This window comes from Mesorhizobium sp. M0062 (genome assembly GCF_040323125.1).
In the GTDB taxonomy this organism is placed as follows: Bacteria; Pseudomonadota; Alphaproteobacteria; order Rhizobiales; family Rhizobiaceae; genus Mesorhizobium.
Map to the genome: position 1 here is coordinate 279,745 of NZ_JAMYUO010000004.1, position 22,022 is coordinate 301,766.

Annotated in this window: 20 protein-coding genes and 1 tRNA gene; 4 read left to right on the plus strand and 17 right to left on the minus strand. The window is 62.6% G+C overall.

Going from position 1 to position 22,022, the window contains the following annotated elements; all coding sequences use genetic code 11:
- Positions 1 to 2 precede the first annotated feature (2 nt).
- Positions 3 to 1,181, minus strand: coding sequence for a glutamate 5-kinase (gene proB, locus NKJ64_RS07520; RefSeq protein ID WP_023829303.1), 1,179 nt, complete (start codon positions 1,179 to 1,181; stop codon positions 3 to 5).
- Between the two features lie 2 nt (positions 1,182 to 1,183).
- Positions 1,184 to 2,215, minus strand: coding sequence for a GTPase ObgE (gene obgE / locus NKJ64_RS07525; protein ID WP_023668691.1), 1,032 nt, complete (start codon positions 2,213 to 2,215; stop codon positions 1,184 to 1,186).
- Positions 2,216 to 2,382: 167 nt separating this feature from the next.
- Between obgE and NKJ64_RS07530 the strand changes: the two genes are divergently transcribed.
- Complete coding sequence (locus NKJ64_RS07530) at positions 2,383 to 3,246, plus strand: endonuclease/exonuclease/phosphatase family protein (RefSeq protein ID WP_352462254.1); 864 nt, start codon at positions 2,383 to 2,385, stop codon at positions 3,244 to 3,246.
- A gap of 192 nt (positions 3,247 to 3,438) precedes the next feature.
- Here NKJ64_RS07530 and NKJ64_RS07535 read toward each other — a convergent pair whose 3' ends face one another.
- The 3 genes from NKJ64_RS07535 to NKJ64_RS07545 all read right to left on the minus strand — a co-directional run bounded on the left by NKJ64_RS07535 (position 3,439) and on the right by NKJ64_RS07545 (position 5,235).
- Positions 3,439 to 4,026 (minus strand): GNAT family N-acetyltransferase, encoded by a 588-nt coding sequence (locus tag NKJ64_RS07535; protein ID WP_023700237.1) that lies wholly within the window; start codon positions 4,024 to 4,026, stop codon positions 3,439 to 3,441.
- 132 nt (positions 4,027 to 4,158) lie between these two features.
- On the minus strand, positions 4,159 to 4,428 hold the full coding sequence (rpmA, locus tag NKJ64_RS07540; RefSeq protein ID WP_015315190.1) for a 50S ribosomal protein L27: 270 nt from the start codon (positions 4,426 to 4,428) through the stop codon (positions 4,159 to 4,161).
- A gap of 99 nt (positions 4,429 to 4,527) precedes the next feature.
- Positions 4,528 to 5,235 carry a 50S ribosomal protein L21 gene (locus tag NKJ64_RS07545; RefSeq protein WP_023693165.1) on the minus strand — a complete coding sequence of 236 codons (708 nt, stop codon included), beginning with the start codon at positions 5,233 to 5,235 and terminating at the stop codon, positions 4,528 to 4,530.
- Between the two features lie 369 nt (positions 5,236 to 5,604).
- On the opposite strand from NKJ64_RS07545, the gene NKJ64_RS07550 reads away from it, so the two are divergent.
- Positions 5,605 to 5,694 (plus strand) — tRNA-Ser (locus NKJ64_RS07550).
- 140 nt (positions 5,695 to 5,834) lie between these two features.
- Here the strand turns inward: NKJ64_RS07550 and NKJ64_RS07555 are convergent.
- Complete coding sequence (locus NKJ64_RS07555) at positions 5,835 to 7,814, minus strand: putative bifunctional diguanylate cyclase/phosphodiesterase (RefSeq protein WP_023829305.1); 1,980 nt, start codon at positions 7,812 to 7,814, stop codon at positions 5,835 to 5,837.
- 267 nt (positions 7,815 to 8,081) lie between these two features.
- Between NKJ64_RS07555 and NKJ64_RS07560 the strand changes: the two genes are divergently transcribed.
- The gene (locus NKJ64_RS07560) at positions 8,082 to 9,128 is read left to right on the plus strand and encodes a class I SAM-dependent methyltransferase (protein ID WP_023829306.1); all 1,047 of its coding nucleotides are present in this window, start codon (positions 8,082 to 8,084) and stop codon (positions 9,126 to 9,128) included.
- 276 nt (positions 9,129 to 9,404) lie between these two features.
- Here NKJ64_RS07560 and NKJ64_RS07565 read toward each other — a convergent pair whose 3' ends face one another.
- Entirely contained in the window at positions 9,405 to 10,298 is an 894-nt protein-coding gene (locus NKJ64_RS07565) for an SDR family oxidoreductase (RefSeq protein ID WP_023755530.1), read from the minus strand.
- 127 nt (positions 10,299 to 10,425) lie between these two features.
- Here NKJ64_RS07565 and NKJ64_RS07570 point away from each other — a divergent pair, with 127 nt between their 5' ends.
- On the plus strand, positions 10,426 to 11,364 hold the full coding sequence (locus tag NKJ64_RS07570) for an AraC family transcriptional regulator (RefSeq protein ID WP_023693170.1): 939 nt from the start codon (positions 10,426 to 10,428) through the stop codon (positions 11,362 to 11,364).
- Positions 11,365 to 11,939: 575 nt separating this feature from the next.
- On the opposite strand, the gene NKJ64_RS07575 is transcribed toward NKJ64_RS07570, so the two are convergent.
- The 10 genes from NKJ64_RS07575 to uxaC form a co-directional block, all read right to left on the minus strand.
- On the minus strand, positions 11,940 to 12,227 hold the full coding sequence (locus NKJ64_RS07575) for a hypothetical protein (RefSeq protein ID WP_069202690.1): 288 nt from the start codon (positions 12,225 to 12,227) through the stop codon (positions 11,940 to 11,942).
- 434 nt (positions 12,228 to 12,661) lie between these two features.
- The gene (gene recQ / locus NKJ64_RS07580; protein ID WP_352462294.1) at positions 12,662 to 14,500 is read right to left on the minus strand and encodes a DNA helicase RecQ; all 1,839 of its coding nucleotides are present in this window, start codon (positions 14,498 to 14,500) and stop codon (positions 12,662 to 12,664) included.
- A gap of 264 nt (positions 14,501 to 14,764) precedes the next feature.
- Complete coding sequence (locus NKJ64_RS07585; protein ID WP_023684110.1) at positions 14,765 to 15,103, minus strand: cupin domain-containing protein; 339 nt, start codon at positions 15,101 to 15,103, stop codon at positions 14,765 to 14,767.
- 10 nt (positions 15,104 to 15,113) lie between these two features.
- On the minus strand, positions 15,114 to 15,881 hold the full coding sequence (kduD, locus tag NKJ64_RS07590) for a 2-dehydro-3-deoxy-D-gluconate 5-dehydrogenase KduD (RefSeq protein ID WP_023742216.1): 768 nt from the start codon (positions 15,879 to 15,881) through the stop codon (positions 15,114 to 15,116).
- Positions 15,878 to 16,735 carry a 5-dehydro-4-deoxy-D-glucuronate isomerase gene (kduI, locus tag NKJ64_RS07595; RefSeq protein WP_023728681.1) on the minus strand — a complete coding sequence of 286 codons (858 nt, stop codon included), beginning with the start codon at positions 16,733 to 16,735 and terminating at the stop codon, positions 15,878 to 15,880. Before kduI ends, kduD begins: the two co-directional genes overlap by 4 nt.
- 23 nt (positions 16,736 to 16,758) lie before the next feature.
- On the minus strand, positions 16,759 to 17,535 hold the full coding sequence (locus NKJ64_RS07600; protein ID WP_023700229.1) for a FadR/GntR family transcriptional regulator: 777 nt from the start codon (positions 17,533 to 17,535) through the stop codon (positions 16,759 to 16,761).
- Positions 17,536 to 17,573: 38 nt separating this feature from the next.
- Positions 17,574 to 18,854 carry a TRAP transporter large permease gene (locus NKJ64_RS07605; RefSeq protein ID WP_352462256.1) on the minus strand — a complete coding sequence of 427 codons (1,281 nt, stop codon included), beginning with the start codon at positions 18,852 to 18,854 and terminating at the stop codon, positions 17,574 to 17,576.
- Positions 18,855 to 19,418 (minus strand): TRAP transporter small permease, encoded by a 564-nt coding sequence (locus NKJ64_RS07610; protein WP_023668678.1) that lies wholly within the window; start codon positions 19,416 to 19,418, stop codon positions 18,855 to 18,857.
- Between the two features lie 70 nt (positions 19,419 to 19,488).
- On the minus strand, positions 19,489 to 20,466 hold the full coding sequence (locus tag NKJ64_RS07615) for a TRAP transporter substrate-binding protein (RefSeq protein WP_023668677.1): 978 nt from the start codon (positions 20,464 to 20,466) through the stop codon (positions 19,489 to 19,491).
- A gap of 38 nt (positions 20,467 to 20,504) precedes the next feature.
- A complete protein-coding gene (gene uxaC / locus NKJ64_RS07620) occupies positions 20,505 to 21,914 on the minus strand; it encodes a glucuronate isomerase (RefSeq protein WP_352462258.1) in 1,410 nt (469 codons plus the stop codon).
- Positions 21,915 to 22,022 lie beyond the last annotated feature (108 nt).

Here is a 22,022-nt window from a genome sequence, read left to right on the forward strand (position 1 = left end):
TCTCATCCTCCGCTTACCTCGCCCCCGGCCCATACCTGGCCGGCAGCCCGTATCTGGTCACCCGGATCGCTCACCACCAGATCGTCGCGGTGGATCATCGCAGAGCGCGCCTCATAGCCGAGCACGGTTTCGATCTCGGCTGTCTTCAGGCCTGCGATCCTTACGGCATCGGCGGCATCGTAGGCAACCAGCCCGCGCGCGATCTCGCGTCCCTCGGGCGACAGGATCGCCACCGTGTCGCCACGCGAGAAATTGCCGCTGACCAGCCTGACGCCGGCCGGCAGCAGCGATTTGCCGGACAACAGCGCGCCGATGGCGCCGGCATCGACGGTGAGCCGCCCGGCCGGTTCGAGCTGGCCTGCGATCCAGCTCTTGTAGCCTTTCACCGGGTTGGGGCTTGGTTTGAAGAAGGTGGCGCGCTCGCCACGTTCGATCGCCATCAGCGGCGACAGCCTGGTGCCCGAGGTGATGATCATGGCGGTTCCGGCGGCGGTGGCGATCTTGCCGGCATCGAGCTTGGTGCGCATGCCGCCGCGCGACAGTTCGGAAGCGGCCGCCCCCGCCATTGCTTCGATATCGGGTGTAATGCGGTCGACCACCGGAATGAATTTCGCAGCGGGATCGCGCGCCGGCGGCGCCGTATAGAGCCCGTCAATGTCGGAGAGCAGCACCAGCAGGTCGGCGCCCATCATGGTCGCCACCCGGGCCGCCAGCCGGTCATTGTCGCCATAGCGGATTTCGGAGGTCGCCACCGTGTCGTTCTCATTGATGACCGGCACCGCCTTCATCTTGAGCAGCGTCGAGATCGTCGCGCGGGCATTCAGATAGCGACGGCGCTCTTCGGTGTCGCCCAGCGTCAGCAGGATCTGGCCCGATTTCAACGAGCCCTTGCCCAGCGCATCCGACCACGCGCCGGCCAGCGCGATCTGGCCGACGGCCGCAGCCGCCTGGCTTTCTTCCAGCTTCAATGCCCGTTTGCCGAGACCGAGAATGGTCCGGCCGAGCGCAATGGCGCCCGAGGACACGACCAGGATCTCGGCGCCACCATTGGCCAGCACCGCAATATCCTCGGCAAGCGAAGCCAGCCAGTCGCGCTTCAGGCCGCTGGTGCGGTCGACCAGCAAGGCCGAACCGATCTTGACCGTGATGCGCCGGTATTTTGTCAGCGACTGCGCCGTCATCGCTATCGGTCCCAGCGGGTCTCGACGGGAGCGGCAGCCCTGTCGCGCGCTTCGCCGACAACCGCCATCAGCGCGCGCAGCACCGCTTCGACGCCCTCGCCGGTGGCCGCCGACAGCAGCATCGGCGCGCGGCCGGCAGCGCGTTTGAGCGACGCAACCTTCTTCTTGCGCTCATCGGCATCTAGGATATCGACCTGGCTGAGCGCGACGATCTCGACCTTCTCGATCAGCCCATTGCCATAGGCGTCGAGCTCGGCGCGCACGGTCTTATAGGCTTTGCCCGGATTTTCCTCCTGCGCCGAAACCAGATGCAAAAGCACACGCGTGCGCTCGACATGGCCGAGGAACCGGTCGCCGATGCCGACACCCTCATGCGCGCCCTCGATGAGGCCCGGAATGTCGGCGATGACGAATTCGCGCGCATCGATGCGGGCAACGCCGAGACCTGGATGCAGCGTGGTGAAGGGGTAGTCGGCGATCTTTGGCTTGGCTGCGGTGACGGTTGCCAGAAAAGTCGACTTGCCGGCATTGGGCAGCCCGACCAGGCCGGCGTCGGCAATCAGCTTCAGCCGCAGCCAGACATTCATCTCTTCGCCGGGCTGGCCCGGATTGGCGCGGCGAGGGGCCTGGTTGGTCGAGGTCTTGAAATGCTGGTTGCCGAAACCGCCATTGCCGCCCTTGGCCAGCAGGAAGCGCTGGCCGACCACGGTCAGGTCGCAGATCAGCGTCTCATTGTCCTCGGCAAACACCTGGGTTCCGGCCGGCACCTTGAGCGTCACATCGGCGCCCTTGGCGCCGGTCATGTTGCGGCCCATGCCGTGGACACCGGTCTTGGCCTTGAAGTGCTGCTGGTAGCGATAGTCGATCAGCGTGTTCAGCCCATTGACCGCTTCCAGCCAGACATCGCCGCCGCGGCCACCGTCGCCGCCATCCGGGCCGCCGAACTCGATGAATTTTTCGCGCCGGAACGACACAGAGCCGGCGCCACCGTCGCCGGAGCGGATATAAACCTTGGCTTGATCGAGAAATTTCATTGGACTACGCAGTTTCTGTTGGCCTTGCGGCTTTGCTTTAGATCTTGCGCCTTGCTCTAAACCAAGGCGCGGCCAAGGGCGAGGCCGTTTTGCGACTAAAGCGCCGGATGCCCTTTTGCCGGGGACGCGGTAGCAGTGTTCGCGGACGGAGCTTGAGGGGCGCGGGAATGAAGGTTGTAAGCTACAACATCCAGTACGGTATCGGTCTGGATGGCCGCTACGATCTCGGCCGCATCGCCGCGGCGGTTCGCGGCGCCGATGTGATCGCGCTGCAGGAAGTGACCCGCAACAATCCGAGGAACGGCAACCGCGACATGGTCGCCGAGATCGGCGAGGCGCTGCCCGAATATTTTGCCGCCTACGGCAGCAATTTCGAGGTCAATGTCGGCTCGCGCCTGGAGGCCGGCCGCGCCGTCACCACCACTTTCCAGCTCGGCAACATGGTGCTGTCGAAGACGCCGATCCATCTGTCGCGCAATCTGCTTTTGCCGCGCAGCCGCAGCCTTGAGGCGATGAACTTCCAGCGCGGCGCACTCGAGGCGCTGGTCGAGACCCCGCTCGGCTTCATCCGCTTCTATTCCACGCATCTCGACCATCGCAGTCCGGTTGAACGCGCCAGCCAGATCCGTTTCCTGCGCCAGCGCCTGTTGAACTATGCCTTCGAGGGCGGCGGCCTCTCCGGCATTCCCGAGATCGGCCTGCCGGACCTGCCCTATCCCGAAGCCTTCATCGTCATGGGCGACTTCAACATGCTGCCCCGCTCGCCCGAATATGTCGAACTCGTCGGCCGCCCGGATCATGAATTCGGCATGCCCTTGACCGCCGATCTCGCCGTCGACGTCGCCCAGCGCCTGAACACACCAGACGTCGTCACCTGGGTCGATCCCACGCGACCCGAAGACACAAGCCGCCACAAGCGCATCGACTACATCTTTACCTCGGCCTCGCTCGCCGGATCGCTGAAGCGCCTGTGGGTCGACCCGCAAGCGGTCGGTTCGGACCATCTCCCGATTTGGGTCGAGATGGGCTGAGTTGAGCCCGATCCACAACCAACGTTTCCAAACCTGTCGTTTGGAGGCACGCGCTAGGTGTGTTGAGATTCAGGTCAGGCCGAGCCGAAAACACTGGTTTTCGAGAACCGGAGCGGAGTGTACTTAAGTACGTGCACCGGAAGCGCATAAAACCCGCGTTTGCAGGCCGGCCTCACCTGAATATCAAAACACCTAGAAATGCACCCAGTTTCGAAGACTGATCCAGGTCTTTCTGTCCAGCCGGTACCGCTCGACCGGCACCTGGCCGGCGACGATCGAGTTCAGCATGCCCTGGCCGGCATACTGGAAGCCGCATTTGTGGATGACCCGGCGCGAGGCCGGATTGATCACCCGCGTCGAAGCCTGCAGCACCTGGATCGAGGTCCGTTGGAAGGCGAGGTCGACCAACGCGTGCGCGGCCTCCGTCGCATAGCCGCGCTTCCAGTAGGGCTCGCCGATCCAGTAGCCGAGCTCCAGCCCGCGGTCGGTCATGTTGAGGCCGGCGCAGCCGACGAAAATGTCGGTACTGGCCAGCGTCAGCGCATAGGCGATGCCGGCCCGGCGCGATCTCGTCATAGCCAGGAAGGCGCGTGCCTCTGCCTCACCATAGGGGTGCGGCATGCGGGCCAGCATCTCGGCGACGTGACGGTTGTCGGCAAGCTCGACCAGTTGCGCGATGTCGGCTTCGCAGGGAGCGCGCATCACCAGCCGCTCCGTGGCCAGCACCGGGCAATCTATCGCGTAACTTTCGTCTTCGGTGTCTTCCGCTTCGGCAACCATTCGACGTCCTCCAGGCAAGAAAAAAGGGGAGATGGAAAACCCATCTCCCCTGATCCTTTTCCTGGCTCCATTCACTGGTTTGGCCAGACACCGGTTCCCGAGATGGGCGCCGGTTTTATAGTGCGGAACCGGCTACTCCGCGGCTTTGGTAATCGGGTTGACCGATACGTAGGTTCGGCCGTTGGCTTTTTTGTTGAAGGTGACTGCGCCGGTCTCGAGCGCAAAAAGGGTGTGGTCCGTGCCCATGCCGACATTGACGCCGGGATGCCAGGTGGTGCCGCGTTGACGGATGATGATGTTGCCCGGGATGACGGCTTCGCCGCCGAACTTCTTCACGCCCAGACGCTTGGAATGCGAGTCGCGACCGTTGCGCGACGAGCCGCCAGCTTTCTTGTGTGCCATCTAACTAACTCCGATGCGCCCTGGGGCGCTTGAATGGTCTTATGAACGCGTTCGCGTTCCGTTTCAAGTCCGATCCGGCGACCTTGTCGCCGGATCGTTTTACTTCTTCGCCAGTTCCTTGGCCTGCTCGCGCCAGTCGTTGATCTGGTCGGTGCTGAAGGGCATGTGCGCGTCGATCTTGGCCACGTCCTTGTCCGACAGCTTGGCAAGCTGGGCGAAGGTGGTGATGCCCTGCTCGTGCAGCTGGCCGGCGGCAACCGGGCCGATGCCCTTGATCACGGCCAAATCGTCCGGCTCGCCCTTCGGCGCCTTGAACAGCGGCGCGGCGACGGCGGTCTCCGTCTTGGCTTCATCCTTCGGAGCAGCCTCGGCTTTGGCTTCCTTCTTCGCCTTGGCTTCCTTCGGCGCGGCCTCGGCCTTCGCCTCGGGCGCTACGTCAGCCTTGACTTCCTTGGCTTCCACCTTGGCTGAGGCCTTCTTGGAAGGCTTGGCGCCACCCAGCAGGATCTCGGCGATCCGCACGGTGGTCAGAAGCTGGCGGTGGCCGATCTTGCGGCGCGAATTCTGCCGGCGGCGCTTCTTGAAAGCGATGACGGTGCGGTTCTTGCCCTGCTCGACGACTTCCGCCGTGACCAGAGCGCCATCGACGAACGGGGCGCCGAAGGTGACATTTTCGCCTTCGCCATGGGCGAGGACGCTGCCGATTTCGACGATATCGCCGACATTGGCTTCGAGCTTCTCGATCTTCAGGAGATCGTTGGCGGCAACGCGATACTGCTTACCGCCCGTTTTAATGACTGCGAACATTTTTTGCCTTTCGCTGTTCGGTCGGCCTCGATGAGCCGCGTCACGCGGTTCGGCCGTCTTTTTGTCAGTCTGCGGGTTCGAAAAACAAGCGGCGTGGAAGAACCCTCCACGCCGATTGCGCGCTTCCCCTAACCGAAGGTTCGGTACGAGTCAAGGCAAACGGGCGGAATCCTTGGCCACGCCGCCTCCTTGCCGCCCCCGATCCCTCCGGTCGAGGACCGGTTAGCCCCATCTGCCGACGTGGCCGCAACGCAGCCCTCCCGGCAGAGCCCGCACAGGAAGCTGAATTCCCCCGCGGATTTGGCCTTGTAACCTGCCCGCCCAGCCGTTATCTAGTGCGCCGCGCCGGCAACGGCCGACCATGACCGCGGAGAGGTGGCAGAGTGGTCGAATGCACCGCACTCGAAATGCGGCATGGGTGCAAGCCCATCGGGGGTTCGAATCCCTCCCTCTCCGCCACCCTACGCCCTGCGGGCTTCGGGTGGCAGGCCACCCGGAACCGCATCTGGGCGTAGGAGTGTCGCCCGAAGCTACGAAGTAGCGTAGGGGGACCGGAACGAAGCAGGATGCCCTCCGAAGCTTCAGCGAAGGGGCTGCCGCTAGGCAACGAGGCCTTGCCTCATTTGGTTTACCTCTTCGATCGGGACTGGATGCCCGGTGAGGAAGCCCTGCATCAAATTTACCCCCAGGCGCTGCAGCAATATGTACTGCTCTTCGGTTTCGACGCCCTCGGCGAGCACGACATGGCCGAGATTGCGAAGCAGTCCGACCATGTCCCGCAACAGGCTCAAGCCGCGAGAGGTCTGGCAATCGTGGAGGAAGCTGCGATCGATCTTGACCACGTCGAATTTGAACCGGCGCAGCCATGTAAGGCCGGCAAATCCCGTTCCGAAATCGTCCAGCCAGATCTGAACGCCGAGTTTTCGCAGCCGCTCCACGTTTCTTACCGCTTGCGCCTCCAGAAAGATGTCACTGCCTTCGGTGATTTCGATGGCCAGTTTCTGGGGCGCAAGGCCGTGCCTGCCAAGGATCTCGGTGATCCGGAGTGAAAAGTTGGGAGCCTTGAGCTGAAGAACGGAGACGTTCACCGTCACGACCGAGCCCAATCCGTATTCCGCCATGTCACCGCAGGCTCGATCGATCAGCCACGTACCCAGTTCCACGATCGCTCCGGTCTGCTCGGCAACGGGTATGAACACGGACGGACTGATCATGGTGCCGTCGAAGTCGCATACACGCATCAGACTCTCGTGCCCCAGCACGCGGCCCGACGCCAGCTCGCGAATTGGCTGGTAGGCGACAGAAACGAGCTGGTTGGAAACTGCCACCTTCAGCAGTTCTGAAAGATTTTCGCCGGAGCGATCCTGGCTGGTGGCGTGCGGGTCGTAAATCGTGAACGTAGCCCGACCGGCAAACTTGGACGCGTAGAGCGCGCGGTCAGCTTCCTGCAGCAGGATTCTAAGCTCTATGCTCTGATCGGCGCGCGTCAACGACGCCCCGGCACTGATCGTTACGATGTTGAGCTTGTCGCCCCGATCAGGGTGGTAGATATCCAAATCCTCTACAGCGCGACAGAATTTCTTCGTTATCTCATGAAGGTGAGCCCGCCCGGTGACCTTGCAGAGAATGACGAATTCTTCTCCGCCATAGCGGGCCGCGATGGCGTTGTTGGCAGCCGCCATCTCGGAGAGGACATGGGCGAGTTTGATCAGGCAATCGTCGCCGGCCTGATGACCAAGTCCGTCATTGAACCTTTTGAAGTAGTCGACGTCGATCAGAATGAGCCCTATCTCGTCGTCGTCCGCGGCCCAGTCTTCGCGCAGCTCCGAGAATTCTCGAATGATCGCCCTGCGGTTCTTCATTCCCGTGAGCGGATCGGTGTCGGCGATTTCGGTTAGCTTTTGCCCCTTCTTGATAGCAGCCTGCTCCTGGAATTGTGCCCGAAGCGCGTGCAGGAAGGTCTGGTAACGCTCCAGGCTCAGCCGCCAGGAAAGATAAAGCGACAAGACGAGGCAGTTCACGAAATAGGCCGACAACACGACCCGACCGGCGATGTCGGCCTGAAGGGAGAACATCGCGGCGTACACAAAGCTTGCGGCGACCGTCGCGGAGGCAAGGGCTGAAAGCCAAAAACGGAAGTTGAAGAACAGATTCGCACCCAGGATGAACACGGTGCCAAAAACCATGAAATGGGAGAGGGCATCCTGATGCTCTGTTCCAACAGCGGAGACGAGCCACCCAAGGGCACCGGAGACAATCGCCAGCGCTGCTACAAGGTGCAAGGTGGCAAGGGCAAAGCCCCGTCGGGCGACAAATTCGACAAGCGCCAGGGAAGTGATCCCTAGCGTAACGCGCGTCAAAACAAGCCGGCCGGCGATATCCGGAAAAAGAAACCAATCGAAAAGGCCATAGGCCACATAGCTGAATACAGCAGCCGCAATACCCCATCGCACAAGACTGCGATTCTCATCGGCATCCTTCTGCAGGAACAGTGCCAGCAGTTCCGGATCGGCGGAATGCCACCGCGGACGTCCAATCGCTGCCGCCACCTTCTGGGCAACGTCCTCGCTCAGTTGCATCGCAACGCTCCTCCGCGATCTGCAGTAGCGAATGCAACAGCCGACGTCGCCTGCGGTCGGGGAATGAAGACGCCCCTGTCCGCAGGAAAAGTCAGATGTCGCTAACCGAGGGTAAACGGGTGGTTCGGATTTAGCCAGTTTTGCAGAATTGATGGCCGCTCCATCGACTAAAATTTTATTAAAATTTTATTAAAATTGTTAGCATTGGTTGGCGGCGCACCTATGCTGCTGACCGGGGACCGGGGCGGTAACCGGAGAGTAAACGGCATGCCTATCAAGCCAAAACTGCAGCTCGACCAATACAGCCTGGTCACCACCAGGCTGATGAAGAAACATGTTGCGACCTCCGAAGAGGCAGCTGACTCCGACGAGTTGAGGGACAGCACGGCCCAGCTCGCCCTGATACTGGACCTTGCTCATCAAGCCTTTGCGCGACACAAACCGGCCGCCCCCATTGTCCATCGTTTGGCGGGGCGACTCCACAAGCTCCGCCGGCAGGTTGCTCCCGCGGTTTGGCAGAAACTCGTTCCTTTGGCTCAGCAGCATCGGGTTGCGGAATATTTGCTCCAGGACCCGTTCACGCGGTGGTCGGTCGAAAAACCGCGCGGGTATTCGGGCGATGCAGGCCTGCTGGATATTTACTACAAGCATCCGATCGCCGACGAGATCGTGGCCTCGTCGACCTTACTTGGTCGGCAAATCTATGCGTACACCAGTGAAGCTGCCAGTTCGGTGGCGGGGCGCGAGCGGCGGGATATTCTGGCCAGGACCGTGGAAGAGACAGCCAGCAGTGTGGAAAAGGCTGAGGTGCTGGCGATTGCATGCGGCCACCTCAGGGAAGCCGAACGCTCCGACGCGTTGGCCAGGCATAAACTGCAACGTTGGATCGGCCTGGATCAGGACCCCGTCAGCGTAGCCACGGTGAACCACGACTTTGCCGGCACGGCAGTCGAGGCAGTCCAGGGTTCCGTACGCGGCATCCTGCGCCGCGCCTACGCCCTTGGCACATTCGATCTCGTCTACGCATCGGGGCTTTACGATTACCTGCCGCGTGCCATCGGCGTCCGCCTGCTTCAAAGAGCCATGGAACTAGTCAAGCCCGGTGGCGAATTCCTGTTTGCCAATTTCAGCGACGAGATAACGACGGATGGTTACATGGAGACTTTCATGGATTGGCCGCTCATCCTACGTTCGGCCGACGATATGTGGGACATCATCAATGCCGCCCTCGGCGGGAGTCCTTTCGACGCGAAAGTCTACTATGGCTCGAACCGGAATATCGTTTACGGCAAGGTGAGGAAGGGCGATCTCTAACTAGGCGCGGGAATCGCGCGCGCATCCCCGTAACAAGGTAGGTCTGCCATGACGAGGCCATGCCTTCGCCGGCTTTCCGGCGACGGGCGAGCAGGTCGTCCGGGCTGCGGGCGGCCTACGCCGTGTTCGTTCTGCTTGCCGCCATACAGATGTGGCGGCGGTTCCAGCAGCACGACGGTGCTGCCCGCTCGGCGGGCTGTGTCTGGCCGTGTTGCTGGCACTGCCGCTGATCGCCAGGCTGTCGGTCGTGCAATGCAACGCGACTGGCCGGCCTGATCAGGCCTCGAAATAGCGGGCAGGATCGAGATCGGCGATGAGCCCCGGCCCGGTCGGCTGCCATCCCAGCGCAGTGCGGGTCTGCTCACTTGACGCCGACAAGTCCCTGCCGATGAAATGCCCGAGAAAGCCGAAATGCGCAGCCGCGTCCTCGGGGCCTATGGAAACGACCGGCAGGCCGAGCCGGCGGCCGATGATCTCGGCGATCTCTTTGCTCGCCACGCCCTGTTCGGCAACCGCATGATAGCTGACGCCGCCCGCCCCCTTCTCCAGCGCCAGCCTGTACAGGGTGGCGGCGTCGAACCGGTGCACCGCCGCCCAGCGATTTGCGCCGTCGCCGACATAGGCCGAGACGCCCTTTTCACGCGCAATGGCAATCAGCATCGGCACGAAACCGTGATCGCCCTCGCCATGGACGGTCGGCGCCAGCCGCACCGTCGATGCGCGCACCCCGCGCGCTGCGAGCGCCACGGCCGTTGCTTCCGAAGCGCGCGGCATGGCGGCCGATGGAGGCGCGGGTTTGTCGTCTTCGGTTGCCGGCCTTCCCTGCGCAAAACCGGCGAGGCCGGAGGTGACAAGCAGCGGCCGCTCGGAACCCTCGAGCGCCGCGCCGAGCGTTTCGATGGCGCGCTGGTCAACTGCGCAACTGGCGGCGAATCTCGAAAAGTCGTGGTTGAAGGCCGTGTGGATGACGCCATCCGATTGGGCAGCGCCGCTGCGCAGGCTCTCGAAATCCTCGATATCGCCGCGATGCGCCTCGGCGCCCGCGGCCACGATCGACTCCGCACCTGCTTCCGACCGCGCGAGGCCAAGCACCTGATGGCCCGCCCCGAGCAATTCCCGCACAACAGCCGAACCGACAAAACCGGTAGCCCCGGTAACGAACACACGCATGATCATTTCTCCTTGGTTTTCGGCGAAGGCCGTACAGGCAGCCTGTTGCCGAAGGAGATAGAAGGTTGCGATCATACGATCTATACTGTAAAATCCGAGATATCTTCGCAATCGTCCGAGAACGCTCATGGATCCGCTGTCAGACGTGCTGTCGCTACTGAAGCCGCGCAATTACCTGTCGGCTGGGCTGGAAACCGGTGGCGACTGGGCGATCCAGTTCCCTGACCAGCAGGCCGCCATCAAATGCGGCGCCGTGGTGTCCGGCCGATGCTGGCTGTCGGTCGAGGGCGTCCCTGACGCGGTGCGGCTGGACGTGGGCGACTGCTTCCTGTTGCCGCGCGGCCGGCCTTTCCGCCTTGCCAGCGATCTCGGCCTGCCGACGGTCGATGCGCGAACGATCTTTTCACCGGCGCGGACCGGCGGCATCACCGTCCATAATGGCGGCGGCGATTTCCTCCTGGTCAGCAGTCGCTTCACGCTGTCCGGCGACCATGCCGGCATCCTCTTGCGGATGCTGCCGCCCATCGTCCACATCCGCGGCGAGAGCGACCATTCGGCGCTTCGCTGGCCGGTGGAGCGGATGATGCAGGAATTGCGCCAGCGGCGTCCCGGCGGCTTTCTCATCGTCGAGCACCTCGCCCACATGATCCTGATCGAGGCCTTGCGCCTGCATATGACCGCGCAAGGCAATGTCGGCTGGCTGTTCGCACTTACCGACAGGCAGATCGGCGCGGCGATCGGCGCCATGCACGAGGACCCGGCGCATGGCTGGACATTGCAGCAACTGGCGGAGCGCGCGGGCATGTCGCGATCGACTTTTGCGCTCAGATTCAAGCAGACGGTCGGGGCCTCACCCCTGGATTATCTGACGCGCTGGCGCATGATGCTGGCCGGCGACAGGCTGATGCATTCCGGCGATCCGGTTTCCGTCATCGCGCTGGCGCTCGGCTACGAATCCGAAAGCGCCTTCAGCACGGCATTCAAGCGCGTCATGGGCTGTTCGCCGCGGCAGTACAGCCGCCGGGAGCCGGACCTGACTGCGCAGGCCGAACGCGAAGCCGCCTGAGGCGGCGATCCGATCGCCTTGATCACCTTGCCCTTAAAGGCTGAAGCGCGAACGAAACTCGGTGAACGACATCGCCAGATGGTTCTCGTCCACATGGCCGGTGATTCCGTCCACACTGCGCGAGTCGAGTTGTAGCGGGCGAGCCAGAGCGGACAATTGCCGAAGCCGCTCGGATTTCCCAGCGCGCTTCGACCGCTGCGGCCCTTCTGCTCAGATCGATCCCTTGCTTGCTCCATGGCATGCGCTTGACAATCGACTGATTCGCAACCCTTCGGGAATATAAGTATTTCAGTTAACTTGGGGATAATCGGCAGCAGGAACTAGATTTCAGACGCTCAATTGGCACGAGCAAAATCGCGTTTTTCATGCTTTCAGAATGACTTGCTCGCGTGCTGGCGGTTAACCGGCACCAACTTCTCCGATTTCCTTGCCTCTACGGCTGGGTAGCGCAATACGGTTAATTGCGCGATTGCTAATATGCCTATATCTTAGGCGGCGCGGGGGGCCTCATATCTTCCCGCAGTGGCCGGTGCCGTGAAGCCCCACAAGCATGCCCAACCTGCACCGGCCATTCCCTATGGCTGGGTATGGTGTTCCCGCTCGGCAATCTTTTCCAAGAGCTTCCGTGAAGCCTCTAGGACGCGTCGCGTTTCGGCGATGGTCGATTGCAGGGAGTCCAGTTGGCTCTCCGCTCGGAGCTGGCTACGGCGGGCGCTTTCAATGAACTGGTGGTCAGGTTCCCACCGGTCTTTCAGACGAACGAACTTGTCGAGAAGCAGGCGTATCCGCTGGCCCTCAGCATAGGACAGCGCAAACGGTTCAATCACGAATGATCGGGTAATTTCCTGGTCTTCCTTGGCCACAGGAACGGACCATTCGCCGCCGGTTCGACCACTTCCACGCAAGGCAATGCTTTGCGGATTGGACCCACGTTTCCACCACAGCCTCTATACGAAAAGCAATGGTAACCTCGAGTTTTATACTCCCGTCGAACGCGGGTTTTCAACAACAAAGATGGTCTGAATCATACCATTCGGGTCAGCGGATCGCGGCTGCCGACGTAGCGTCTCCAAGGCCGCGAAAACCGCCATCCGCGCGCAACAGCGGGTTTCCATAGTCACGGCTACATCCGAAGAATCGACCGCATAGATTCAGGAATGTGTGTTGTCGTCACGGTTCCATACAATTTGGAAGGCCATTCCCCTATGGCAGGGTAGCGCCAAAATGAAAGGATAAGCGGGCGGGCAAGTTGAAGGCGTACTGATGCCGGATCGGGCTTTGGTCCAGCAAAAGCCTCTCAGCCTGACGCCTCGGAAAGGTGCGCGGCAATGGCGCTCAGAAAAACCTTGCCGAACTCCTTGAGTTTGGCGGCGCCGACGCCATTCACTTCGGCAAAATCGTCGAGGTCTTGCGGACGACGCTCGGCCATGTCGATCAGTGTACGATCCGAAAACACCACATAGGCCGGCACCTGGCGTTCCTTGGCCAGCCGCAGCCGCACCGTCTTGAGCGCCGCGAGCAGCGACGCATCGACATTTTCGCTCTGAGGGCTCTGCCCGGCGCGAGCCGCGCGGCGCGCGGCGCGCGTGCGCATCTCGACCCGATACTGGAACGGCACCTCGCCCCGGCCGAGTGCGTGGCCCTTGTCCGCGATGGCCAACCCGCCATGGCCGGCCGGGTCCGGCATCAGGAAACCGTTCGCGACCAGCTGGCGAATCATAGATTGCCAAAAATCCTTCTTGTGCGCGGCGCCATTGCCGAAGGCTGCCAGCCTGTGATGCCCCCTTGCCGCGATCTTTTCAGTCTCGTGGCCGATCAGGATGTCGATGACATGGCCGGCGCCGAAGCGCTCGCCGCTCTGCGCCACCGCCGACAGGATGAGGCGCGCCTCGGCGGTGCCGTCGGCGCGCGGCGCCTGTTCCAGGCAATTGTCGCAATTGCCGCAAGGGACCGCCTCTTCACCGAAATAACCGAGCAGCACCTGGCGGCGGCACTCGGCCGTCTCGCAATAGCCGATCAGCGTATCGAGCCGGCCATGCGAGCGGCGCTTGTGTTCGACAGCGGCGTCCTCGTCGTCGATGAACATGCGGCGCATGCGGATGTCGCCAAGGCCGTAAAGCATATGCGCCTCCGCCGCCCGGCCGTCGCGACCGGCGCGGCCGATCTCCTGGTAATAGGCTTCGAGGCTGCCCGGCAGGTCGGTGTGGAAGACATAGGCGACATCAGGCTTGTCGATCCCCATGCCGAAGGCGATGGTCGCCACCATGACGACGCCCGACAGCGTCATGAAGGCGTTCTGGTTGGCATCACGCGCCTCCTTGCTCATCCCGGCGTGATAGGCGAGCGCGGTCACGCCGTTCTTTTCGAGGAATGCCGCCATCTCTTCGGTCTTCTTGCGCGACAGGCAGTAGACGATGCCGCTGCGCCCCTGATGGCGCTCGATGAAGTTGAGCAACTGCCGCTTGCTGTCCTGCTTGGGCTCGATGGCAAGCTTGATGTTGGGCCGGTCGAAGCCAAGCACCTGCGTTTCGACACGCCCGCCAAACAGCCGTCTCTCGATGTCTGCCCGCGTCGTCTCGTCCGCCGTCGCCGTCACCGCAATGATCGGTACGTCGGGAAAGATGCCACGCAGCTGCGACAGGTCTTCATATTCGCGCCGGAACGCCGGCCCCCACTGCGAAATGCAATGCGCCTCGTCGATGGCGATCAGGCTGACATCGAGCCTGGCAAGCGCATCCAGCATCCGCTCGGTCATCAGCCGTTCCGGCGCGAGGTAGAGCAGCCGCGTCTGGCCCGACGCGACGCGGCGCCATGCCGCGACATTGGCATCACGGTCGATCGAGGAATTGATCGTATCGGCGGCGACGCCGGCGAGGCGCAGTGCCGCGACCTGATCCTGCATCAGCGCCACCAGCGGCGAAACGACAATGGTCAGCCCACCCTTGACCAGCGCCGGAACCTGGTAGCACAGCGATTTGCCGGCACCCGTCGGCATGACGGCCAGCACATGGCGGCCGCCAAGCAGCGCCTCCATCACCGCGGCCTGTCCGGGACGGAAATCGTCGAAGCCGAACACGTCCTTGAGGACGCGCCGTTTGGGATCGTGCGTCGGCACGCTCGTCGTCGATATCTGCATCACTGATGTTTTTGCGATCGGCCGCCCGAAGCAGCGGCGTGGACAGAACGATTAGCGCAGCCCCTGCGTGACCACAACAAGCAGCAGCAACACCCCACCGGCGATCGACCTGATTGGCATCGTTAAACCTATCTTCACCATGTTGCGGCACCGTCCAACCCTGCGGCGATGTTTCGAGTACCGCTGCGCCACGAGCGCACAGGCAACAGCCCGCGCCTCCCCAGGAGGCGCGGGTTTCCTGTTTCTGGAATTGCCGAAAAAGGTTCAGGCCAGGAAATCGGCGCGGTGCGGGGTAAAGCTGTCGACCAGGCGCCCGGCCTCCAGCGCCTTGACGCCGTGCACCAGATTGGACGGCACGATGAAGCTGCCGCCGGTCTCGATGGTCGCGGTGCGGCCGTCGATGGTCACCTCGAAGCGACCTTCGGCGACATAGCTGGCCTGGACATGCGGGTGCGAATGCAGTGCGCCGACGCCGCCCTTGTCGAAGCCGAACTCGACCATCATCAGCTCATCGGTGGAGACGAGAACGCGGCGTCTGTTGCCGTCCGGCGTCGGCGTCCAGGCGCTCTCGCCGGGCTGTGCGAAAATCTTGGCTTCAATCATGACCATCTCCTCATCGCGCCAGCCAGCCGCCGTCCACGGGAACCACCGCGCCATGCATATAGTCGGACGCTGGCGCCAGCAGGAACACGGCGGCATCGCCTATGTCTTCCGGCCCGCCCCAACGTCCCGCCGGAATGCGCGCCAGGATGGCAGCACTGCGGTCGGGATCGGCGCGCAACCCCTCGGTGTTGTTGGTTTCGATATAGCCGGGCGCAATCGCGTTGACGTTGATGCCTTTTGCCGCCCATTCGCAGGCCAGCAGCCGGGTTATGCCGAGCGCGCCATGTTTCGACGCGGTGTAGGACGCGACGCGGATGCCGCCCTGGAAACTCAGCACCGAGGCGATGTTGACGATCTTGCCGCGCCGCCTCGGGTCGGTCAGCACGCGCCTGGCAAAACCTTGGCTGAGAAAGAATAGCGTCTTCAGATTGACGTCGATGACGTCGTCCCAGTCGGCCTCGGAGAAATCGACCGCATCGGCGCGGCGGATGATGCCGGCATTGTTGACCAGCCCGTCGATCGGGCCGGTCTTTTCCCAGACCTGGTCGAGCATCGCCTTGGCGGCCGCATGGTCGGCAAGATCGCATCGCACCGCCTCGAACTGGCCACCGGCTTCCGCGACTTGTCTTTCCGTGTCGTCCATCGCCGAGCGGCCGACACCGATGACGGTGCCGCCGGCGCGCGCGATCGAGCCGGCGATGCCCTGGCCGATGCCGGTGTTCGCGCCGGTGACCAGGATACGCTTGCCGGCCAGGCTGAAGGAGGAAGGGCCGCTCAACGCAATTCACCCAGCGGCACCGGGTCGACATCGGTGTAGTCGACATTGTCGCCGGCCATCGCCCAGATGAAGGCATAGTTCGAGGTGCCGGCCCCCGAATGGATCGACCAGCCCGGCGACAGCACCGCCTCCTCGTTAGCCATCACCAGATGCCGCGTTTCGTCCGGCTCGCCCATGAAATGGAAGACGCGCGCCGTCTCCGGCAGGTCGAAATAGAGATAGGCCTCCATGCGCCGGTCATGCACATGGCAAGGGATAGTGTTCCACACCGAGCCCGGCGCCAGTTGGGTCATACCGACCACCAGTTGGCAGGTCTTGACGCCATCGGCATGGATGAACTGGAAGATGGAGCGTTCGTTGCAGGTTTCCTTGCTGCCGAGATCGAGGCGCTTGGCATCGCCAATGCGGATCAGCCGGCTCGGATGGGTATGATGCGCCGGCGCGCTGAGCAGATAGAATTTGGCCGGTGCGCCCGCGTCGGCCGACGCGAACGACACGTCGGTCCTGCCCATGCCGAGATAGAGCATGTCACGTGCCTGCAACTGGTGGGTCTCGCCATTTGCCGTCACCGAGCCGGCGCCGCCGATGTTGACGATGATCAGCTCGCGGCGGTCGAGAAAATTCTTGGTCCCCGTCGGCTTGATCGCCTCCAGCGGCAGCGCTGTCCCTTCCGGCACGGCGCCGCCAACGATCATGCGGTCATAATGGGTGTAGGTCAGGCTGATGCGTCCCTGCTGGAACAGGTCGTCAATATGGAAATTGTGACGCAGTTCGTCGGTGCCCATGGAAGCAGCGGCGACCGGGTCGATGGCGAAACGCGAGGTGAAATCGGTATGCGGGTGACTTTGAGTCATTGCTGCTCCAGCTGAATGAATGGCTATTTGGTTGCCGACGCCTTGACCGAGTCGGCGTAGTAGACCTGGCGGGCGTGCAGCCGCTCGCGGTAGCGCTCTTGGCTGGCGGTGAGATGAGCGCGCATCGCCTCGCGCGCGGCTTCGGCGTCGCCTGAGGTGATCGCATTCAGGATCACCAGATGCTCGCGTTGCAGCCCTCGCTGATAGCTGTCGGATTGCACCAGTTCGGTCGACCAGGGCGAGGTCACGTCGCAAGGAATGGCGCGGCGTCCGAGCACATCGAGCATCTCGACATAGAACGGGTTGTTGGTGGCGCTGGCGATTGCCCGGTGGAAGGCGAGATCGGCCGGACCGGTCGGCTCACTGTTAAGAAGCAGCCGTTCGAATTCGAAGAACGCTTCCTGGATCGCTGCTTCCTGCGCGGCGTTGCGGCGAATGGCGGCGAGCCCGGCCGATTCGATTTCGACGGCCAGGCGCACTTCGAGCACATTGAGCGCGATGGAATCCTTGCTGCCCATGTCGGCGGCGAGCGCGCCGAACATCGTTGAGATGTGCTCGGTGACGAACACGCCTGCGCCCTGGCGCGCCTCGACCAGCCCGTCGGCGGCGAGCTTGGCCAGCGCTTCGCGGATGACGGTGCGGCTGACGCCGAAGGTCTCGGTCAGTTGTCCTTCGGTCGGCAATTTGTGGCCGGGCAGGATCTCGCCCGCCTGCAGCTGCTTGCGGATCGCTGCGACGACGGTCTCCGACAGTTTGGGTTTTCTCTCGACCCTGAGATCAACAGCGCTATCCGATGCCATATCGCACCCCTGTTTGAAGACGTCTATTTGAAGACGCCCTATTTGAACACGCTCGGCAACCAGAGCGAAATCGCCGGAATATAGGTCACCAGCCCCAGGACCACGATGCCCGCGCCATAGAACGGCCAGATCGAGCGCATCGCTTCCCAGACCGTAATCTTGCCGACGGCACAGGCGACGAACTGCACCGTGCCGACCGGTGGCGTGTTGAGCCCAATGCCGAGATTGAGGATGGTGATGACGCCGAAATGCACGGGGTCGACGCCGTAATGGGTGACCAGCGGCAGGAAGATCGGCGTGCAGATGATGATCATCGGCCCCATGTCCATGAAGGTGCCGAGCAGCAGCATCAGGACGTTGAGCAGAAGCAGCACCACCAGCGGATCGGTGGAGATGGCGTTCATGCCTGCGATCAGCAGCACCGGCACTTTGAGATAGGCCATCAGCCAGCTGAACGAGGCCGCCGTGCCGATGATCAGCAGCACCATTGAGGTCGTGCGCACCGCGCCCTTTGTGGCATGGACGAAATCGCTCCAGGCCATCGACCGGTAGACGAAGACGGTGACCAGCAAAGCGTAGATGATGGCGATGCAGGAGCTTTCCGTCGCCGTGAAAATGCCCGAGCGAACGCCGCCGAAGATGATCCCGATGAGCAGAAGTCCGGGGATGGCGATGACCGCCAGCTGGCCGACACGCGAGAAGCCGGGAAAAGCCTCGACCGGGTAGCCGCGGCTGCGGGCGACGAAATAGGCGGTGACCATCAGCGAAGCGGCGAACAGCAGACCAGGCAGGATACCGGCGGTGAACAGGTCGGCGATCGAAATCTTGCCGCCGCCGGCGATCGAATAGATGATCATGTTCTGCGACGGCGGCAGAAGCAGCGCGATCAGGGCCGCCATCGAGGTGACGTTGACGGCATAGTCGGCGCCGTAGCCGCGCGCTTTCATCTGCGGGATCATCAGCCCGCCGACGGCAGCGGCTTCCGCCACAGCCGAGCCGGAAATGCCGCCGAACAACGTCGCGGCGATGATGTTGACCTGACCGAGCCCACCGCGGACATGACCGACCAGCGAGCCGGCAAAGGAAACGATGCGCTGCGCGATGCCGCCGCGCACCATCAGGTCGCCGGCAAAGATGAAGAACGGGATCGCCATCAGCGAGAACGCCGACATGCCCGACTTCAATTGCTGGAACACCACCAGGGGCGGCAGGCCGAGATAAAGCACGGTGGCGAAGGACGCCGCACCCAGGCAAAAGGCGATCGGCGTGCCGGCAAACATCAAAAGCGTGAAGACGCCAAACAGGATCCAGAGTTCCATCTAGGCCTCCTGCACGGCCGGCATTTCCGGCACTTCTTCGAGATTGATATCCTTGTCGATGTCGGCGCCGGACCAGCGCAGCGCGATGCGTTCGGCCGAGAACAGGCAGATCAGAAAGCCGCCGGCAACCAGCGGCAGATAGTCGAAACCGCCGGGAAGTTCGAGCGCCGGGATGACAGTGTGCCAGGTCAGCCCGACCAGCTTGCAGCCGTACCAGACCATGCCGAAGCCGAAGCCAAACGCGATCAGGTCGGACAGGGTGCGCAGCGCCCATTTGCTGCCCTTGGGCAGGATATAGAGCAGCACGTCGAAGCCCATATGGTAATTCTCGCGCACGCCGACGGCAGCGCCCAGGAAGATGAACCAGTTCATCAGCATGATGGCGGTGACTTCGGTCCAGCTCGGTGACGCGTTGAGCACGAAGCGGGAAAACACCTGGTAGGCAACAAGCGCGGTCATGGCGACCATCCCGATGCCCGCGAGATAGAGCGCACCGTCGCAAATCTTCGAAAGCACCGCGCTGAAGCGCGGTGGCGCTCCGCTCCTGGCCGTTCCCGCAGTCATCCGATCCTCCCGGTCTTTCCGTCCCCTAAAAGCGATTGGCGGGGCGGCGCCATGCCGCCCCGCCAGAAAATCACTTGGTCGCCTGGATGCGCGTCGCGAGGTCCTTGAGCTCCGGCGTCTTCAGATACTTGTCGTAGACCGGCTTCATCGCATCGATCAGCGGCTGCTTGTCGATCTCGCTGACCTTGACGCCGGCCTTCTCGACGATCTCTCGCGACTTCTTCTCCTGCGCGTCCCACAATTCGCGCATCTTGACGACGCTATCCTTGGCCGCCTGCTTGACGATCGCCTGGTCTTCCGGCGTCAGTCTGTCCCAGCTCGATTTCGACATCACCAGCACTTCCGGCACGATCTGGTGCTGGTCGACGGTATAGTGCTTGGCGACTTCGTAGTGCTTGGCGGATTCGAAGCTGGGCCAGTTGTTCTCGGCGCCGTCGATGACGCCGGTTTCGAGCGCCGAATAGACCTCGCCATAGGCCATCGGCGTGGCATTTGCGCCAAGCGCGTTGACCATGTCGACGAACACGTCGGACTGGATGACGCGGAACTTCATGCCTTTCAGATCGGCGATCGAGGTGATGTCCTTCTTGGTGTTGTAGAAGGAACGGGCGCCGGAATCGTAGAAGGCAAGGCCGACCAGATCATGCGTCTCGAAGGCCTTGAGGATCTCGTCGCCGATCGGCCCGTCCATGACATGGCGCATGTGCTCGACCGAACGGAACATGTAGGGCAGCGACGGCACGGCGGTTTCCGGCACGATGCCGTTGAACGGACCCATCGAGACGCGGTTCAGATCGATGACACCGGTCTGCGTCTGCTCGATCGTGTCCTTTTCCTCGCCGAGCTGCGCCGAATGATAGACCTCGACCGAATAGCGGCCGGCGGTGCGCTCCTTGATGAGCTCGCCGAGATATTTAACCGCCTCGACAGTCGGATACCCGTCCGGATGGGTGTCGGCCGAGCGCAGTACGGTTTGGGCGCCGGCAACGCCGATCATCAGCGAGCCGAAGGCGAATGTGGCTGCCACCAGTTTTGAAAAATGCAACATGACTGTCTTCCTCCCTTTTAAAATTCCACGCGCCCGGCTCACAGCCGGTACGCCTTCTTGGCAAGCGTGTAGGCAAGCTCCCGCGCCAGCTCATGCGCCTCGTCCTCACGCAGCCGGTGCTCGGCGACGAGACGGGCGAGAAAGGCGCAGTCAACCCGGCGCGCCACATCGTGACGGGCGGGAATCGACGGAAAGGCACGGGTGTCATCGTTGAAGCCGACGGTGTTGTAGAAGCCGGCGGTCTCGGTGGTCATCTCGCGGAACCGGCGCATGCCTTCCGGACTGTCGTGGAACCACCAGGCCGGCCCGAGCTTCAACGCCGGATAGACGCCGGCCAGCGGCGCCAGTTCGCGCGCGTAGCTGGTCTCGTCGAGCGTGAACAGAATGATGGAGAGGTCGCGCTCCAGCCCGACGCAGTCGAGCAAGGGTTTGAGCGCCGCGGCATAGTCGGTGCGGGTCGGAATATCGAAGCCTTTGTCGCGGCCGAATTTTTGGAAAACACCAGGCGAGTGGTTGCGCCAGGAGCCGGGATGGATCTGCATGACCAGCCCGTCGTCGCGGCTCATCTTGGCCATTTCGGTCAGCATCTGGGCGCGAAACAGTTTGCGCTCGCGCTCGTCGTCCGAGCCGCGGCGGATGCGGTTGAACAGCTCTTCCGCCGCCGCATCGGAAAGATTGGCGGTCTCGGCCGTCGGATGGCCGTGATCCGACGAGGTTGCGCCGAAACTTTTGAAGAAGGCGCGGCGCTGGCGATGGGCGTCGAGATAGCCGACCCATGTGCCGGTGTCGCAGCCGGCGATCTCGCCCAGACGATCGAGATTGGCCGAAAATCCTTCGAAGTCGGGATCGACGACGGCATCCGGCCTGTAGGCAGTGATGACGCGGCCCTGCCAGCCGCTGTCGCGGATCGTCTTGTGCCATTGGAGATCGTCGAGTGCGCCCTCGGTCGTCGCGATGACCTCGATGTTGAAGCGCTCGAACAGCGCGCGTGGGCGATAATCGTCGCGCTGCAAAAGCGCCGCGATGGTGTCGTAATGGCGGCTAGCGGTGCTGGCGTTGAGCGGCTCTTCGATGCCGAACAGATGCTCGAGCACATGGTCGAGCCACAACCGCGTCGGCGTGCCGCGGAAGAGGTAATAGTGCTCGGCGAAGCGCCGCCAGATCGCCCTGGGATCGGTCTCGACCGGCGAGCCGTCGAGGGTCGGGACGCCGAGATCTTCCAGCCGCACGCCCTGGCTGAACAGCATACGGAAAATGTAGTGGTCGGGCACCACCAGCAATTGCGCGGGATCGGGGAATGGCTCGTTGAGCGCATACCAACGCGGATCGGTGTGGCCGTGCGGGCTGATGATCGGCAGGTCCTTGATGCCGGCATGGAGATCGCGCGCGATCGACAGCGCGCGCCCTTCGGCGGCAAAAAGCAGATCCGGATCGGTCAGTCCCGCCACGTCGTTCCTCCCAGGGGCGATATCGGTAGGATTGGAAAGAAATAATGTCAACATACAAAAACTGGATTGTTGTATGATGACTTTTAACCGGCGTCAGGTCATTGTGCG

What these genes read in the sequence shown, in the direction of transcription:
- proB (WP_023829303.1), bottom strand. Translation starts at nt 1,181, where the DNA reads ATGACGGCGCAGTCGCTGACAAAATACCGGCGCATCACGGTCAAGATC.
- obgE (WP_023668691.1), bottom strand. Translation starts at nt 2,215, where the DNA reads ATGAAATTTCTCGATCAAGCCAAGGTTTATATCCGCTCCGGCGACGGT.
- NKJ64_RS07530 (WP_352462254.1), top strand. Translation starts at nt 2,383, where the DNA reads ATGAAGGTTGTAAGCTACAACATCCAGTACGGTATCGGTCTGGATGGC.
- NKJ64_RS07535 (WP_023700237.1), bottom strand. Translation starts at nt 4,026, where the DNA reads ATGGTTGCCGAAGCGGAAGACACCGAAGACGAAAGTTACGCGATAGAT.
- rpmA (WP_015315190.1), bottom strand. Translation starts at nt 4,428, where the DNA reads ATGGCACACAAGAAAGCTGGCGGCTCGTCGCGCAACGGTCGCGACTCG.
- NKJ64_RS07545 (WP_023693165.1), bottom strand. Translation starts at nt 5,235, where the DNA reads ATGTTCGCAGTCATTAAAACGGGCGGTAAGCAGTATCGCGTTGCCGCC.
- NKJ64_RS07555 (WP_023829305.1), bottom strand. Translation starts at nt 7,814, where the DNA reads ATGCAACTGAGCGAGGACGTTGCCCAGAAGGTGGCGGCAGCGATTGGA.
- NKJ64_RS07560 (WP_023829306.1), top strand. Translation starts at nt 8,082, where the DNA reads ATGCCTATCAAGCCAAAACTGCAGCTCGACCAATACAGCCTGGTCACC.
- NKJ64_RS07565 (WP_023755530.1), bottom strand. Translation starts at nt 10,298, where the DNA reads ATGCGTGTGTTCGTTACCGGGGCTACCGGTTTTGTCGGTTCGGCTGTT.
- NKJ64_RS07570 (WP_023693170.1), top strand. Translation starts at nt 10,426, where the DNA reads ATGGATCCGCTGTCAGACGTGCTGTCGCTACTGAAGCCGCGCAATTAC.
- recQ (WP_352462294.1), bottom strand. Translation starts at nt 14,500, where the DNA reads ATGCAGATATCGACGACGAGCGTGCCGACGCACGATCCCAAACGGCGC.
- NKJ64_RS07585 (WP_023684110.1), bottom strand. Translation starts at nt 15,103, where the DNA reads ATGATTGAAGCCAAGATTTTCGCACAGCCCGGCGAGAGCGCCTGGACG.
- kduI (WP_023728681.1), bottom strand. Translation starts at nt 16,735, where the DNA reads ATGACTCAAAGTCACCCGCATACCGATTTCACCTCGCGTTTCGCCATC.
- NKJ64_RS07600 (WP_023700229.1), bottom strand. Translation starts at nt 17,535, where the DNA reads ATGGCATCGGATAGCGCTGTTGATCTCAGGGTCGAGAGAAAACCCAAA.
- NKJ64_RS07605 (WP_352462256.1), bottom strand. Translation starts at nt 18,854, where the DNA reads ATGGAACTCTGGATCCTGTTTGGCGTCTTCACGCTTTTGATGTTTGCC.
- NKJ64_RS07610 (WP_023668678.1), bottom strand. Translation starts at nt 19,418, where the DNA reads ATGACTGCGGGAACGGCCAGGAGCGGAGCGCCACCGCGCTTCAGCGCG.
- NKJ64_RS07615 (WP_023668677.1), bottom strand. Translation starts at nt 20,466, where the DNA reads ATGTTGCATTTTTCAAAACTGGTGGCAGCCACATTCGCCTTCGGCTCG.